Origin of the sequence: Parashewanella tropica (assembly GCF_004358445.1) — a bacterium.
GTDB lineage: Bacteria > Pseudomonadota > Gammaproteobacteria > Enterobacterales > Shewanellaceae > Parashewanella > Parashewanella tropica.
Genome location: NZ_CP037951.1, coordinates 1,075,415 through 1,089,521 on the forward strand (window position 1 = coordinate 1,075,415; position 14,107 = coordinate 1,089,521).

The 14,107-nt window shown below is 41.8% G+C and carries 13 protein-coding genes; 5 read left to right on the top strand and 8 right to left on the bottom strand.

All coding sequences use genetic code 11. The features are described from left to right. The first annotated feature begins 64 nt into the window (after positions 1–64). Positions 65–655, top strand: a complete 591-nt coding sequence (gene grpE / locus E2H97_RS04450; protein ID WP_133406020.1) for a nucleotide exchange factor GrpE — start codon at positions 65–67, stop codon at positions 653–655. A 45-nt stretch (positions 656–700) separates the two neighbouring features. Here the strand turns inward: grpE and E2H97_RS04455 are convergent, their stop codons facing one another. The 4 genes from E2H97_RS04455 to xseB form a co-directional block, all read right to left on the bottom strand. Beyond that, a complete protein-coding gene (locus E2H97_RS04455) occupies positions 701–1,651 on the bottom strand; it encodes an ankyrin repeat domain-containing protein (protein WP_133406021.1) in 951 nt (316 codons plus the stop codon). Positions 1,652–1,789: 138 nt separating this feature from the next. Further along, positions 1,790–3,649 carry a 1-deoxy-D-xylulose-5-phosphate synthase gene (gene dxs / locus E2H97_RS04460; protein WP_133406022.1) on the bottom strand — a complete coding sequence of 620 codons (1,860 nt, stop codon included), beginning with the start codon at positions 3,647–3,649 and terminating at the stop codon, positions 1,790–1,792. Positions 3,650–3,663: 14 nt separating this feature from the next. Next, a complete protein-coding gene (gene ispA, locus E2H97_RS04465; RefSeq protein WP_133406023.1) occupies positions 3,664–4,554 on the bottom strand; it encodes a (2E,6E)-farnesyl diphosphate synthase in 891 nt (296 codons plus the stop codon). Beyond that, positions 4,554–4,796 carry an exodeoxyribonuclease VII small subunit gene (xseB, locus tag E2H97_RS04470; protein ID WP_133406024.1) on the bottom strand — a complete coding sequence of 81 codons (243 nt, stop codon included), beginning with the start codon at positions 4,794–4,796 and terminating at the stop codon, positions 4,554–4,556. The genes ispA and xseB overlap by 1 nt, the downstream gene beginning before the upstream one ends. 264 nt (positions 4,797–5,060) lie before the next feature. Here xseB and pomA point away from each other — a divergent pair, with 264 nt between their 5' ends. Together pomA and E2H97_RS04480 are read left to right on the top strand one after the other, a co-directional pair. Further along, positions 5,061–5,828, top strand: coding sequence for a flagellar motor protein PomA (gene pomA / locus E2H97_RS04475; protein ID WP_133406025.1), 768 nt, complete (start codon positions 5,061–5,063; stop codon positions 5,826–5,828). 3 nt (positions 5,829–5,831) lie between these two features. Then, positions 5,832–6,761, top strand: coding sequence for a flagellar motor protein MotB (locus E2H97_RS04480; protein WP_133406026.1), 930 nt, complete (start codon positions 5,832–5,834; stop codon positions 6,759–6,761). A gap of 330 nt (positions 6,762–7,091) precedes the next feature. Here E2H97_RS04480 and E2H97_RS04485 read toward each other — a convergent pair whose 3' ends face one another. Then, positions 7,092–8,114: an IS110 family RNA-guided transposase gene (locus E2H97_RS04485; protein ID WP_133405709.1), complete on the bottom strand. Its 1,023-nt coding sequence runs from the start codon at positions 8,112–8,114 to the stop codon at positions 7,092–7,094. A gap of 366 nt (positions 8,115–8,480) precedes the next feature. On the opposite strand from E2H97_RS04485, the gene E2H97_RS04490 reads away from it, so the two are divergent. Continuing rightward, the gene (locus tag E2H97_RS04490; RefSeq protein ID WP_133406027.1) at positions 8,481–9,020 is read left to right on the top strand and encodes an RNA methyltransferase; all 540 of its coding nucleotides are present in this window, start codon (positions 8,481–8,483) and stop codon (positions 9,018–9,020) included. A 127-nt stretch (positions 9,021–9,147) separates the two neighbouring features. Here E2H97_RS04490 and yegD read toward each other — a convergent pair whose 3' ends face one another. Beyond that, on the bottom strand, positions 9,148–10,506 hold the full coding sequence (gene yegD, locus E2H97_RS04495; protein WP_133406028.1) for a molecular chaperone: 1,359 nt from the start codon (positions 10,504–10,506) through the stop codon (positions 9,148–9,150). A gap of 131 nt (positions 10,507–10,637) precedes the next feature. After that, positions 10,638–10,868, bottom strand: coding sequence for a hypothetical protein (locus tag E2H97_RS04500; protein ID WP_133406029.1), 231 nt, complete (start codon positions 10,866–10,868; stop codon positions 10,638–10,640). A gap of 256 nt (positions 10,869–11,124) precedes the next feature. Between E2H97_RS04500 and thiI the strand changes: the two genes are divergently transcribed. Next, entirely contained in the window at positions 11,125–12,576 is a 1,452-nt protein-coding gene (thiI, locus tag E2H97_RS04505; RefSeq protein WP_133406030.1) for a tRNA uracil 4-sulfurtransferase ThiI, read from the top strand. A 62-nt stretch (positions 12,577–12,638) separates the two neighbouring features. Here thiI and E2H97_RS04510 read toward each other — a convergent pair whose 3' ends face one another. Continuing rightward, positions 12,639–14,018, bottom strand: coding sequence for a hypothetical protein (locus E2H97_RS04510; protein ID WP_133406031.1), 1,380 nt, complete (start codon positions 14,016–14,018; stop codon positions 12,639–12,641). Positions 14,019–14,107: the final 89 nt, after the last annotated feature.

The window sequence follows — 14,107 nt, forward strand, 5'->3', positions numbered from 1 at the left end:
TCTGATGGAAAGAGAGATAATCCATCGCAGTGGTAGAAAGATAGCATGTTTAGCTGGAGTTAAGATGAGTAAGAAAGCAGAAAAGGTACAAGAAGAACAATTGGATGAAGCGGTTACAACTGAAGCCGAAGCCGTAGAGTCTCCTGAGCTAGTGGATGAACTCACTCAAGCTAATTTTCGTATCGAAGAGTTAGAGCAGGCTCTTGCTGCTGCAACGGCTAAAGTGGATGATCAAAAAGACTCGGTAGTACGTGCTGCTGCCGAAACTGAAAATATTCGTCGTCGAGCGGCAATGGATGTAGAAAAAGCGCGTAAATTTGCGCTAGAAAAATTTGTAAATGAATTGCTTCCTGTAATGGATAATATGGACCACGCTGTTGCTGGCTTAAACATCGAAGATGAAGAAGGACCAATGAAAGCATTACACGAAGGAGTTAATTTAACGCGCAAAACCTTAGTCAGTGCGGTTGAGAAATTTGGCGTTAAAGTCGTTGATCCTACTGGTGAAATTTTCAATCCAGATCAGCATCAAGCGATTGGTATGCAGCCAAGTGAAGAACACCCTGCCAATACGGTAATGGCTGTAATGCAAAAAGGTTATATGCTGAACGACCGTCTATTACGCCCTGCAATGGTGATGGTGTCTCAAGGTTAATTTGATTTTTCCTATAACGGCGATTTCATATCGCCGTTTTGTGATTTATAGTCCTGAAGTTTCTTCAGCGACTTCATCCTCTTGATAGAGAGGATTGTCGAAAGGTTCTTCACTGTTCTGGTTTGTTTCACTTATAGTCAAAGTGTGTGCTTCGAGAGGGCTATCTTCAGGTTTTTGGGGATTTTCTGATTTGGTGTGAACGGGTATTTCTTCAGTGCTTGAGTCACATTCTTGCAATAGTTGACTTAAGTCTTCTTCTTTTTTTGGATCTGGGATTACTGCCCAGCTTTCAGTTTTATCTTGCTTTGGTGCCCAAGTTCCAACGACAATCTTTGGGTCTTCTTCTAGTTTAGCCTCTAGCATTGCAACAATTTCATGATGACCTTGGTGTTTTGCAACCATGCGTGGAGGCTTTCCATCGAGGTCTAAAGCTGAATGATTGGCGTGATATGCGAGGAGTAACCTCACTATATTCTTGTTGCCTTTATAAGCTGCGATATGAAGTGGTGTTAATCCTCCTTTCATCGCCTCAGTGTTAGGGGAAGCTCCTTCTTTGAGGAGTCTTGATGCGACCTCTTCATTTTGGTAGTCCACAGCTGCGTATAATGGGGTTTCATAAGGAGCGCAAACATAAAATGCATCTAGATTCGCACCAACACTGAACATACCAAAAACATCATTTATTTTTTTATCTTTGATCAAAAGTATGAGATTAACACTGTAGAAAAGTCGCCTTTTTACAAACTCAACTAAAGGCTTATGTTTTTTATCGATGAAAAATTTAAGAAAACCTTGCGGCTTAATTTTCCAATCAAAGTAACAATGATCTAATTGACTGGACGACACATTATAGGTTTGAGTTAATCCATTAGCAGTGAAGGTTACAGACTTTCCGTCCTGATGAGCTATTTGAGTCAAATCGCTACAGTTGATGAAAGCGTAGTTGTTTGTGATCACATACTGAAGGTTGAATTCAGGTGGAGCTGAAGCTGACATAGTTAAAAATGAGTACTGATTAATCACTAGGTGCGACTATCTAATAGTCTGGATTTATTTTGAAGTGTGTTTGGTTAATTATGATTAATTAAAATGGCTGATAATGAGTCAAAAAAGAAAAAGGGGCTGAAAAAGCCCCTATTTTAGAAATTCATTGATTTGTTTAATGATACCTTCTTCATCAATATTCAGTTCAGCAGCAACTTCGTTCTGAGTGCCTTGTTTGATGAATTCATCAGGTAATCCAAGCTGCAATGTAGGCTTGAGTATTTTTTGCTTAGCGAAGAATTCAACCACACCAGAGCCAGCTCCACCAATAACGGCGTTTTCTTCTAGTGTGACAATCACATCGTGAGAGGCCGCTAAATCTTTTAACAAATCTTCATCAAGCGGTTTGACAAAACGCATATCTGCTACAGTGGCGTCTAATACTTCAGCAGCTGATAAAGCGCAAGATAATCGAGTACCAAAGTTTAATATGGCAATGTTTTTACCTTGACGCATCATGCGGCCTTTGCCAATTTCTAGCGCCGTCATTTCTTCGATTTGCTGTGCGCCCGTTGCGCTACCACGAGGGTAACGTACAGCCGTTGGTCCATCATTATAGCGATAACCAGTGTACAACATCTGACGACATTCGTTTTCGTCAGCAGGCGCCATGATCACCATATTAGGGATACAGCGTAGGTAGCTTAAGTCAAATGCACCTTGGTGAGTCGGGCCATCAGCACCAACAATACCACCACGGTCAATTGCAAATAACACCGGAAGTTTTTGTAAAGCAACATCGTGAATAAGCTGATCATAGCCACGTTGTAAAAACGTAGAGTAAATCGCAACGACAGGTTTAAAGCCTTCTACTGCAAAGCCTGCACCTAGAGTGACAGCATGCTGCTCAGCTATCGCGGCATCAAAATACTGCTTAGGGAATCGTTGTGAAAACTCAACCATGCCTGAACCTTCACGCATAGCAGGGGTAATACCAAGTACTTTCTCATCTTTAGCGGCTACATCACATATCCACTTACCAAATACCTGAGAGAAGCTTGGGTTACTAGGTTTGCTTGCAGGTTTTTTAAATTCACTGGGATCGAATTTTGGCACCGCATGCCAGCCGATAGGATCTTTCTCCGCTGGGGCATATCCACGACCTTTTTTAGTCATAATATGCAAGAACTGAGGGCCTTTAAGCTGACGCATGTTGGCAAGTGTTTCAACTAAGGCATTAACATCATGGCCATCAATTGGGCCAATGTAGTTAAAGCCCAGTTCCTCAAATAAAGTCCCTGGAACCACCATGCCTTTAAGGTGCTCTTCGGTGCGTCGCACCATTTCTTTCACCATCGGCATGTCTTTCAGCACTTTTTTGCCGCCTTCGCGAATGCTACTGTAGAAACGTCCCGACATGATTTGGGCCAGGTGGTTATTTAGCGCACCAACATTTTCAGAAATTGACATCTCATTGTCATTTAAAATGACTAACATGTCATTGTGCAATGCTCCAGCATGATTCAAAGCTTCAAAAGCCATACCACCTGTAATTGCACCATCGCCGATTACAGATACGATTTTTCGGCCAGATTGTTCTCTATCAGCTGCAATTGCCATACCTAATGCAGCACTGATAGAAGTACTGGAGTGACCGACACTAAATGTATCAAATTCACTTTCTTCACGGTATGGGAAAGGATGCAAACCGTCTTTTTGACGAATGGTATGCATACGGTCGCGACGACCGGTTAGAATTTTATGTGGGTAAGCTTGATGACCAACGTCCCACACCAAACGATCATAGGGCGTGTTATAGACATAATGAAGTGCCACCGTCAGTTCAACGGTGCCAAGGCCAGAAGCAAAATGTCCGCTGGATTTACCAACAGACTTAAGTAAGAACTCTCTTAATTCATTAGCCAATTGAGAAAGCTGGCTTTTAGGGAGTAGCCTGAGTTCTTCAGGGGTATTAGCTTTTGCCAGTACCGGAAATTGTGAAATATCCATACTTTACTGAAATCTTATACTCGACGTGCCACGATATACTGGGCGAATTGTTCGATTAACTGCGTATTGTAGGGTAATTTAGCCAAGGCTGATAGTGCATCCTCAATTAATTGTGCTGCAGTTTGTTGCGCGCCCTGCAAACCAAGTAATTGTGGGAAGGTACTTTTATTGGATTCTTCGTCCGAACCTTGTGGTTTACCTAGCTCTTCTGTAGAAGAGGTAATATCTAAGATGTCATCTTGAACTTGAAAGGCTAACCCCAGTGATTGAGCGTATTTCACCAATGACCTTCTATCAGCGTTTGTCGCATCTGCAGCAATCAGAGCTAATTCAACAGAGCAAGAAATTAAAGCGCCAGTCTTTAAAGCATGTAGCTGTGTTAATCGCTCTAAATCAATCTGCTTATCAGTAGACGCTAAATCAATCGCTTGTCCACCACACATACCAAGGTATCCAGCGGCCTTAGCCAAGGCTTGGATCATCGCAAGCTGTTGAGTTGCCGAAAACTCAGTTTTACCAGATAAAATCTCAAAGGCTAATGTTTGCAGCGCGTCACCCGCGAGAATGGCGGTAGCTTCATCATAGGCGATGTGAACGGTGGGTTGACCACGACGTAATTCGTCATCATCCATGGCAGGCAAATCGTCATGGATCAACGAATAAGCATGAATACATTCAATGGCGGCGGCACAAACATCTAATTTTTCTAAAGGTACGCCAAGCATGTCTCCAACACTGTAGACAAGAAAGGGGCGAATACGTTTGCCACCCAATAGCGCACCATGTTGCATGGCTTTTTTTAGGCCAATAGCATGTTCGGGTAAGTGTTCAAGTTGTTGTTGTAAATAGTGATTAATACGGTTTTGGTATTGAGAAAGAGCATCAGATAAAACGGATTGAGTCACTATTTATCACCTTCATTATCAAAAGGAGCGAGTGTTTCTTGGCCGTTATCATCAAGCAGTATTGAGATCTTCTGTTGAGCTTGTTCAAGCTTTTGCTGGCTTTGGCGAACAAGGGCAATACCTTGTTCAAATTGTTTTAAGGCATCATCCAAAGGGATATCACCCTTCTCGAGCTCAAGTACAATTTTTTCCAATGAACTTAACGATTGTTCAAATGTTAAGTCTGATGATTTTTTTGCCACAGTGTCCGCTCCCTTCGCAGCCCTAGAAACTGTCACAAGGTATATCAGCAGGCGGTGAGGGTCAAATTTCCGCGTGGAATAATTGCTCAGTTATGGCTACGAATAGTAATTTTTTCTAAACCTTCAGAAAGCATGACCGATAAATATGTGAGCGAAATGTAATCTGACTGGTTAAATGTTGAGCTGGGAAGCCACGACTTCATCACTGGCATCAGATAAACTAAGCCGAGTTTTTATGGCGCGACAAATTATTGAGGGACGGTTTTGGATTTAGCAACGCTGATTGGGATTCTTGGAGCTTTTGGCTTCGTAATAGCGTCGATGGTGACCAGTGGTGGTATTGGTGTTTTCATCAACGTGCCGTCACTTCTTATTGTTATTGGTGGTTCGTTGTTTGTTGTAATGATGAAGTACAACTTAGGGCAATTTTTTGGTGCCGTTAAAGTGGCAATCAAAGCCTTTATGTTCAAGTTAGATAAACCTGATGAGCTGATTGAGCAATGTACTTCAATGGCCGACGCTGCGCGTAAAGGCGGTTTTCTAGCACTTGAAGAAGCCCAAATTTCAAATAGCTTCATGCAAAAAGGCATCGATATGCTGGTGGATGGGCATGATGGTGAAATGGTGAGAGCTGCATTAGAAAAAGAAATCGATTTAACAGCTGAACGTCACAAAATTGGTGTTGGTATTTTTAAGGCAATGGGTGATGTAGCACCTGCGATGGGGATGATCGGGACACTGATTGGTCTGGTAGCCATGCTACAGGCGATGGACGACCCTAAAACGATTGGGCCGTCGATGGCGGTTGCGCTACTGACCACTCTTTATGGTGCGATGATTGCCAACATGGTTGCACTGCCTATTGCCGATAAACTGTCGCTGCGAATGGAAGAAGAAATGCTCAATCGCAATTTGATCATGGATGCCGTATTAGCCATTCAAGACGGTCAAAACCCGCGAGTGATTGAAAGCTTCTTAAAAAGCTATTTGTCAGAGAAAAAACGTGGCGAAGCCAGCGCCGAGGGTGAGTAACCGATGGCGAAGAAAAAGTGTGACTGCCCACCTCCCGGAGCGCCAATGTGGCTGGCCACATTTGCTGACTTAATGTCACTGCTTATGTGCTTTTTCGTTTTGTTGCTGGCATTTTCTGAAATGGATGTCCTCAAGTTTAAACAGCTTGCGGGCTCAATGAAGTTTGCTTTTGGTGTGCAAAACCAAGTGAATGTAAAAGACATCCCTAAGGGGACTTCTGTCATTGCTTTAGAGTTCCGTCCGGGGCGCCCTGAGCCAACACCTATCGATACCATTAATCAAAAAACCGATGATATGACTCAGCAAACCCTGAAGTTCCAACCGGGTGATGCAGACAGTGCGGGTGGCGTTCAAGAGCAGCAGGGGGAGAAACGTGGTGGTGACTCCATTGCTACTTCTCAAGAAGTAGAAGTAGCTAAACATTCTCAAGAAGCTCAAGCCCAGCAAGATCAGATCAACGAGCAAGTGAAGAAAATCGCTCAGCAGCTTGAACAACAAATTCAAGATGGTGCTTTAGAGGTCGAATCGCTGGGTCAGCAGATTATTATCCGTATTCGTGAGAAGGGCTCTTTTGCGTCTGGCTCAGGCTTTTTACAGCCTAGATTTAGACCTATCGTGCGCAAAGTTGGTAAAGTGCTGAAAGATATCCCAGGTATTATTACGGTTTCTGGGCATACTGATGATACAAAAATCAGTAATGAGCTTTATCGTTCAAATTGGGAGTTATCCAGCAAGCGAGCGCTTTCTGTCGCTCATGAAATGATCAAAGCGAAAGGCTTTGATGAGTCTCGTTTAAAAGTTGTTGGTATGGCATCGACAAAACCGCTATTTCCAAATACTTCAGCGGCAAATAGAGCTAAAAACCGTCGTGTTGAGATTGCGATTGAACAAGGCAAGGCGATGGAGTCTGACGAGATTAAAGTTGGGCAATAACTGAAAATTAGTTAAAATATTCGTGAGGATTTACTGAAAAGTAAGTCCTCTTTTTTTGTCTAGGGCCTGTATATGGTCTCCTCCAATATTGCAACATAAAAAATAGTTTTTGACAGGGATAGGTTTGCGTTCGTATATCCGACTTCTCTGTTGAAACACTTGGGTTTCGAGCCTTGATGAACTTCGCACATATCGTCCTTATCGTTGACACGAGTTATGAACTCATCAGCCCTATCAGGTTTTCGATATGTCGGTCTTACCTGTTTGTCATCGGTTACTTTTTATTGAGCAATCCTTTGGAATGATTATAGTTAATATTGTTTCTTGTTATCAGGCTGCGTAATCGGCCTGATAACTACTGTCATTTATCATTAAAGCCCAACCCACACGAGCCATCTTATTCGCTAACGCAACAGCAGCTTTATTTCGGCCGCGAGTGCTTTCTAATTTCTTTATCCATTGAGCCAACTTGGTCTCTTTACCCACATTGGCTCTTATCACGGCTCTCGCTCCGTGTATTAACAAGGTTCGTAAATAACCATCACCCCGTTTACTTATCCCAAGAAGCTTATCTTTGCCACCAGAACTATGTTGCTTTGGAACCAAACCTAGTGAAGCTGAGACGCAGCGCCCATTTTTAAATTCACTACCGTTACCCACATGTTGATAAAACGCACTAGCTGTAATTGGCCCTATACCTGGAATGCTCTGTAATTTTACACAGGCTTCTACTTTGCTAAGCTCTTTGATTTTTTGAGTGTAAACATCCAAATGCTCTTGTAGCTGTTCCAATTTTTTATAATGCTGTTTTAGTAATTCTTTGAATAAGTTGCTGAGTCCGTTTTCTACATTTGCATCGAACAGCTCTGGTAACCTCTTATAAACGTTATGAATACCTTGTGGAATAACAATGCCGTATTCCATGAGTAATCCTCTAATTTCATTGGTATTCGCTGTTCTATCACGTTCACATTTTTTTCGCATAACATGAAGTGCTTGAATATCTTGTTGAGTGCGAGTTTTAGTTCGAATAAATCGCATCTCTGGTCGCACAACAGCCTCAGCTATGGCTAAAGCATCGTTGTAATCATTCTTATTGCCACGAACATAAGCTTTTACAAATTGAGGTGCGATTTGCTTGACGATATGTCCAAGCTTCTCAATCTCTCTTGCCCAATAATGAGCACTGGCACAAGATTCTAACCCCACTAAACATTTGGGTAACTGAGCAAAGAAAGGCAAAATGTCTTTCCTACTAAGCATTTTCTTTTTAACGATTTTTCCAGCTTGATTACAACCAACAAAGTGGCTTACGTTTTTTGCTAAATCCAGGCCTACTGTAGTAATCTTCATAGTGGTCTCCTCACTCTGTTAACTTGAATAATCTATTTCCAAGTCTGGCACATTGTGATGCCGATAAGAGGAGGAGACCATCTCATCGTTGATCTTTCAGGCTTAAATTTTGTGCTGTTTGAGCGCTTTTCTGTTCAAGGCGTGAGCAGTGAAGCTTAGTAATCTAAGTAAGCTGGTCACAACACAGAACAGGAAGTGCTCAAAAGCATCGAAGACAGCGTAAATTGGCCACTTCTGCTGCGTTATCGTTTGTTTATGTAGAGTAACTACACTTCACAAACTCTGCCTTGCATAAGATAACCAATTTATCGCTGCAAAAATAAGCACAAAAGATCAACAGGCCCTAAGTTTGAAGAGAAGTATTTGATGAAAACAACTCATGTTGCCATTGGGCTTCAAAACCCCAAAACGCCCATTAATGTTGATGCGGTGATGCGAGCCTGTGGTTGTTATCAAGTGGATAACGTTTTCTATACTGGTACCCGTTACGACAGAGCTGCTGCTTTTCAAACCCAAAAGCCTAAGGTTGATACTAAAAGTGTTGCTCAAATAATCCCTTTAAAGCGTGTTGATGACTTATTAACAGCAGTTTCTAATGACCATCACATTGTGTGTGTAGATTTAGTCGTGGGAGCAACGCCATTACCTGAATTTGAGCATCCTGAGAATGCGCTCTATATCTTTGGCCCAGAAGACGGCACCATTGACCAAGAGTTGATTGATAGCGCCGACAGCGTGGTTTATGTCCCTACTGTCGGGTGCATGAACTTAGCGGCTTCGGTGAATGTATTGCTTTATGATCGTTTGGCCAAAGCGATGCAAAAAGGTTGTCATTCGGTTCAAGTGGGTGATGAGTTAATCAAGCAAAGTCGAGATAACCGAAATCGAGTAAAGGTTAAGGCTTAATAAAATCCAAATATACAGAGGAGGACTAGTGTGGAAAGGCAACCGTCTGTGACAGGATGTCACGGTCGTGAGCACATGGATGTGCGCTTCCGTTGCCGTTCGCACTAGTTCTCCTTAGGTGCATTAATCAAAACACCCTTTGTGCCCAGCGGGCCAAACCTGCGGTAACTGAGCCAAAGTGATCACCAACGATGATTTCAATGTTCGGATACACCTGTTTGATGCGATCATGAATCGCAGGACTTCTTGCTGTACCACCAGTGACATAAATGATATCAGGCTCACATTGTGCTTTTTCGACAGCTAACCTCATGAGGTTTTCGATTTTGCTTATCGGTGATTCAATAGCTTGAACAAAAGTGGCTAGGCTTAAGTCCACATTTAATTTTTGTTCGATAAAACCCAACTCAACAGAGTGATTGTCCCTGTCTGATAGACTAATTTTCGCTGACTCAGCGCACTTTACGATTTGGTAACTTAACCTGTGTTCTTGAACATATTGCAGACGCGAAAGCTTCTCGGGTGAATCGGTATCTTTCATTAAATCAGCAAGTAAAGTTTTACAACTTAATGCTGCAAATTCTCGTTGTGCGCTTATATCGTTAATCGCTACTGCATTCCAAAACGGTTGTTGTGGAATTTTACGGCTATTGTTTAATAAGGATTCTGATCCGAACTCAGGCATAAGTCCTTGCATAGCCAACGAAATATCAATGTCGTTTCCGCCGATACGTTGACCGCTATGTCCTAAACAATCGCTGTTACGGTTGGTCTCCATTAAGCGCTCAGGGCTCATTTTTATCAATGAGCAGTCAGTTGTACCACCGCCAACATCAACGACTAATACAGACTTTTCACAGTCTAAACTGGCTTCAAAATCCATACCGGCGGCAATGGGTTCAAATAAGAATTCCACCGCTTCAAACCCCGCACGCTTTGCTGCAATACTCAAAATAGCTTCGGCTTGCAAGTTGCTTTCTTCACCGCCAATGGCTTGAAAATTAACGGGTCTACCAATCACAGCATGAGTAATGGTTGCTTTTAGCTTTTTCTCTGCTTGCTGCTTTACTCGCTGCATCATTACGGTAACGATATCTTCAAACAGTGCGATTTGATCTGGGCGCAGACCTTTTGCACCCAAAAAAGATTTAGGCGAACGAACATAAAAGCCTTCTTCAGGCATATCTAAATAGTGATTAAATGCTGCCTCACCAATAAAAACCGCTTGCTCGTTTGGTTCTAAATCTAATTCATGGCGAGCGGCTTTAGCGCGTCGTAATTGCGATGCCCGAAGCTTGGCATAATCCGCTTTTTGATCATCGGGTAAGTTTCGATATACGGCTTCTGAAATCAGTTCTCTGTCCATGGCATAAAGGGTCGACATGATGTAGTTGCCATTGTCCGTTAATGGCATCATTTTTACCGTGTCGTTTTCCATATAACCAATGGAACAATTTGCGCTGCCGTAATCAAAACCTACAAACATTGTTTATGCCTACCTGATGCTGTTGAAAAAGGTGCAGTACCTTACAGGAGTTTAGGTGAAGAGAAAAGCTGGGATTCCTAAAATCTTTGAGTTAGTCGCAGTGTGAAGGTTTTGCGAAAGTTGAACGCTTATCAGGCTGGTTGTGCTCCGTATTTGTTATTTAAAAAGTGTTCAATGGTTTGTATGATTTGTAAACAATCAGGGCCGCCGTAACCAACTAATAACGAGGCTTGATATTTTCCTTCTACCTTTATTACCGAATATTGGCTGCCTGCTATTTCCAAGGTTCCGAATTCTTCAGCAGGATCATAATCTTTTGCCTTTATCTGGGTGTTGATTACTCCATCAAGTGTTAATTCCACCGTTTTACTCCTATTCATAATGATATGGGGCAGCACTTATTGAATTACCATTTCCCAAAATAAAAGTATCAGTTTGTATTGTTGTTTTTTATCAGCGCTGTCGGAATAGTAACAATGAACTAGGTTCAGCGTGATTAATTATGGTTAATTCATCATGAAGTGTGAGCAGCTCAAAGCTATCCGAATTGGTATTAATCAGGTTTGAGTATATAATCCCGCCACTCATTTTTGACCTATTGAAGTTTGCGGAACCCTGATGAAGTTTATAGTTAAGTTGTACCCTGAAATTATGATGAAAAGCCGCTCGGTGAGACTGCGTTTCACTAAGATGCTTGAGTCGAACATGCGTAACGTCCTAAAACGAGTGGATGATGGTGTGCGGGTGCAACGTCAGTGGGATCGCATTGTAGTTTCATGCCCTGATGAATCAAGTATCACAGAATCGGTCATTGAGCGATTAAGCTGTATTCCTGGCATTGCTCATACCCTGCAAGTTGAAGAGTTTACCTTTGAATCGGTCGATCACATCTATCAGCAAGTGTTACCAGTTTATAAAGAACAGTTAGCAGGCAAAACTTTTTGTGTTCGTGTAAAGCGCACTGGTAAGCACGATTTTAACTCTAATGAAGTTGAGCGCTATGTCGGTGGTGGTTTAAATCAGTTTACTGACGCCAAAGGCGTAAAACTGAAAAATCCAGAAATCACGGTAAACCTTGAAATCGAACAAGAAAAGCTGTTTATGGTAGTTAACCGTATTCCAGGTCTCGGTGGATTCCCGATGGCGACCCAAGAAGATGTATTGTCGCTAATTTCTGGTGGTTTTGACTCAGGTGTTTCTAGCTTCCAATTCATTAAAAAAGGTGCTCGTACTCACTACTGTTTCTTTAACCTTGGTGGTGCTCAACACGAAATCGGTGTTAAGCAAGTGGCGTATCATCTGTGGAAAACTTACGGTGAATCTCATCGCGTTAAATTTATTACCATTCCATTTGAAGAAGTGGTAACCGAGATTTTAGAAAAAATCGATAACGGTCAAATGGGCGTAGTACTTAAGCGTATGATGATGCGTTGTGCAGCTAAAGTTGCTGATCGCATGAAGATCCAAGCATTGGTTACAGGTGAAAGTTTAGGGCAGGTATCAAGCCAAACTCTAACTAACTTGAACGTGATTGACCGTTCAACAGATTTATTGATTTTACGTCCACTGATCACCATGGATAAGCAAGACATCATTGATGAAAGCCGTGAAATTGGTACCGAAGACTTTGCTAAGTCTATCCCTGAATACTGTGGTGTGATTTCGCAAAAGCCAACGGTTAAAGCTGTGCTTTCAAAAATTGAAGAAGAAGAAGCGAAGTTCACCGAGCAGTTGGTAGAAGAAACTGTGGCGAAAGCGGTAGTGATGGACATTCGTGACATCGCTGAAGAAATGGATCAGCAAGTGACCGAAACTGAAGTTGTGGCTGATCTTCAAGGGCAAGAAATCGTCATTGATATTCGCTCGCCAGAGGAAGAAGAGCAGAAGCCTTTAGACATTGAAGGCGTAGAAGTAAAACACATTCCATTCTATAAGCTGGGTACTCAATTTGCCGATTTAGATCAGAGTCATAGCTACTTGCTGTACTGTGACCGTGGTGTGATGAGTAAGCTTCAAGCTCTTTATTTACTTGAACAAGGCTATAAAAACGTCAAGGTGTATCGTCCTTAATTCGCTTTTTAAGTTATGTGCTTTAGGGGACTTTTCGTCCCCTTTTTTTGTTTGAGCACGGTTTACTTTTCAGATTGTGCTTGTAACACATGCCAAGGTAAATCTTTTAACCTCGGACTGCCTTTCGGTAATACAACAAATGAATCGCATTTTTCTATATCATCCTCATCAGTGATTGGAATGTATTTGTTTTGTAGTAAATAAAACTCACGGTGATCTAATCCGACAAACTTTTCTCTTTTCGAGTAACCATATACATGCTTTCCTTCTTCAAGGTGTTTGAGTGCTTGTAGCCTGAGAGACCTTATTATGGTGGGGTTGCCATCCTCAAAATCACCACTAAGACAGCGATTGGCTGAGTGTATGTTGGTGTTGGGAAGTCGTTGAGTAAGCTCTTTTTGTGCTTCTATAGCTCTATTGGTAACAGCAAGTTCTAACACTCTCAAATGCGTTACCATTTCTGTTAATTGTTCTTTATTTAAATCAGGAATACCTAATACATCAGATAACTCTGGAATTAAAGAATCAATATCAGCTCGGTTTGCTAGAGTTTCTAGAGCTTCAGAGAATACCCCTGTAGATAGTTTCTCGTGAATAACCACAGGAGAGTTAGCGAATAAGGCCATATTGTGTCCAATAACTCTAAAGTGCTCGTTGTCCGACGTTAAGCTTCTTTCCTTGTTTGAAGCATATTGATTTTTGTCTAAAAAATACCCCCATAAATCATTTTCAACCAGTGTTTGAACCGTTCCACTATCCAAACCAACAATCACTTTTAATAATGCTAATTGTAGAAGGTGTGGTATGTCACCATGCTCAAAATTTAACGAAGCATAGCTTTCAATAAACCCGTACAATTTAGCCCAGTCATCAGCAAAATCTGAATTAACATAACCCAAAAAAATAGGGATTTCAGAGGGTAAAAACCACTGCCCTGTATAGTTCGAAATCGCTTGTAAAATCAGATTTGGATCTAGCTTAGGTAGAGAGTTCGTGGTGTCTGGCTTAATTGAACGATGTTGTTGTAATTTCAATAATTCAGCTTTTTGGACGTCAGCCCCATCACCTCTATATGGAATTCTGCATTGTTGCACATCGCAACAATCAGATACTTTTGGTAGTTTTGGCTGTGTTTCATCAGCTTCTTGTTGAAGTCTTAAAAGCTCTTTACCAACATCACTCAAGGGCTTAATCAATCTTCTTATGTCCGTTAAATATTCAGCCGACGCGCAGAGCTTTTCAGCTTCGCTTGTTGCGATACAACGCCTTGATTGTAATTCAGCAACCATGTTTAGTTTTTCTGCTTCAATTGCTTCACCTAGACAGTTTGCAAATACTGGTGAGACAGAAGATGATGGAGTGAGTAAATCAGCAAATTCTAATCTTGAACAGTCAATGACGTATTTCCCATCCCAGCTGATGACAGCTTGTTGTTGTAACAAGCTTTCTGTACGAGTATGAACACTTGGCTTTGGAATACCTGAACATAGAGAGCGTTCATGTTCTTCAAAAAAGCCGACTAATGCGGTTT

Excerpts from the sequence above, each read along its gene's own strand:
- grpE (WP_133406020.1), top strand. The coding sequence starts at position 65 with ATGAGTAAGAAAGCAGAAAAGGTACAAGAAGAACAATTGGATGAAGCG.
- E2H97_RS04455 (WP_133406021.1), bottom strand. The coding sequence starts at position 1,651 with ATGTCAGCTTCAGCTCCACCTGAATTCAACCTTCAGTATGTGATCACA.
- dxs (WP_133406022.1), bottom strand. The coding sequence starts at position 3,649 with ATGGATATTTCACAATTTCCGGTACTGGCAAAAGCTAATACCCCTGAA.
- E2H97_RS04480 (WP_133406026.1), top strand. The coding sequence starts at position 5,832 with ATGGCGAAGAAAAAGTGTGACTGCCCACCTCCCGGAGCGCCAATGTGG.
- E2H97_RS04485 (WP_133405709.1), bottom strand. The coding sequence starts at position 8,114 with ATGAAGATTACTACAGTAGGCCTGGATTTAGCAAAAAACGTAAGCCAC.
- E2H97_RS04490 (WP_133406027.1), top strand. The coding sequence starts at position 8,481 with ATGAAAACAACTCATGTTGCCATTGGGCTTCAAAACCCCAAAACGCCC.
- yegD (WP_133406028.1), bottom strand. The coding sequence starts at position 10,506 with ATGTTTGTAGGTTTTGATTACGGCAGCGCAAATTGTTCCATTGGTTAT.
- thiI (WP_133406030.1), top strand. The coding sequence starts at position 11,125 with ATGAAGTTTATAGTTAAGTTGTACCCTGAAATTATGATGAAAAGCCGC.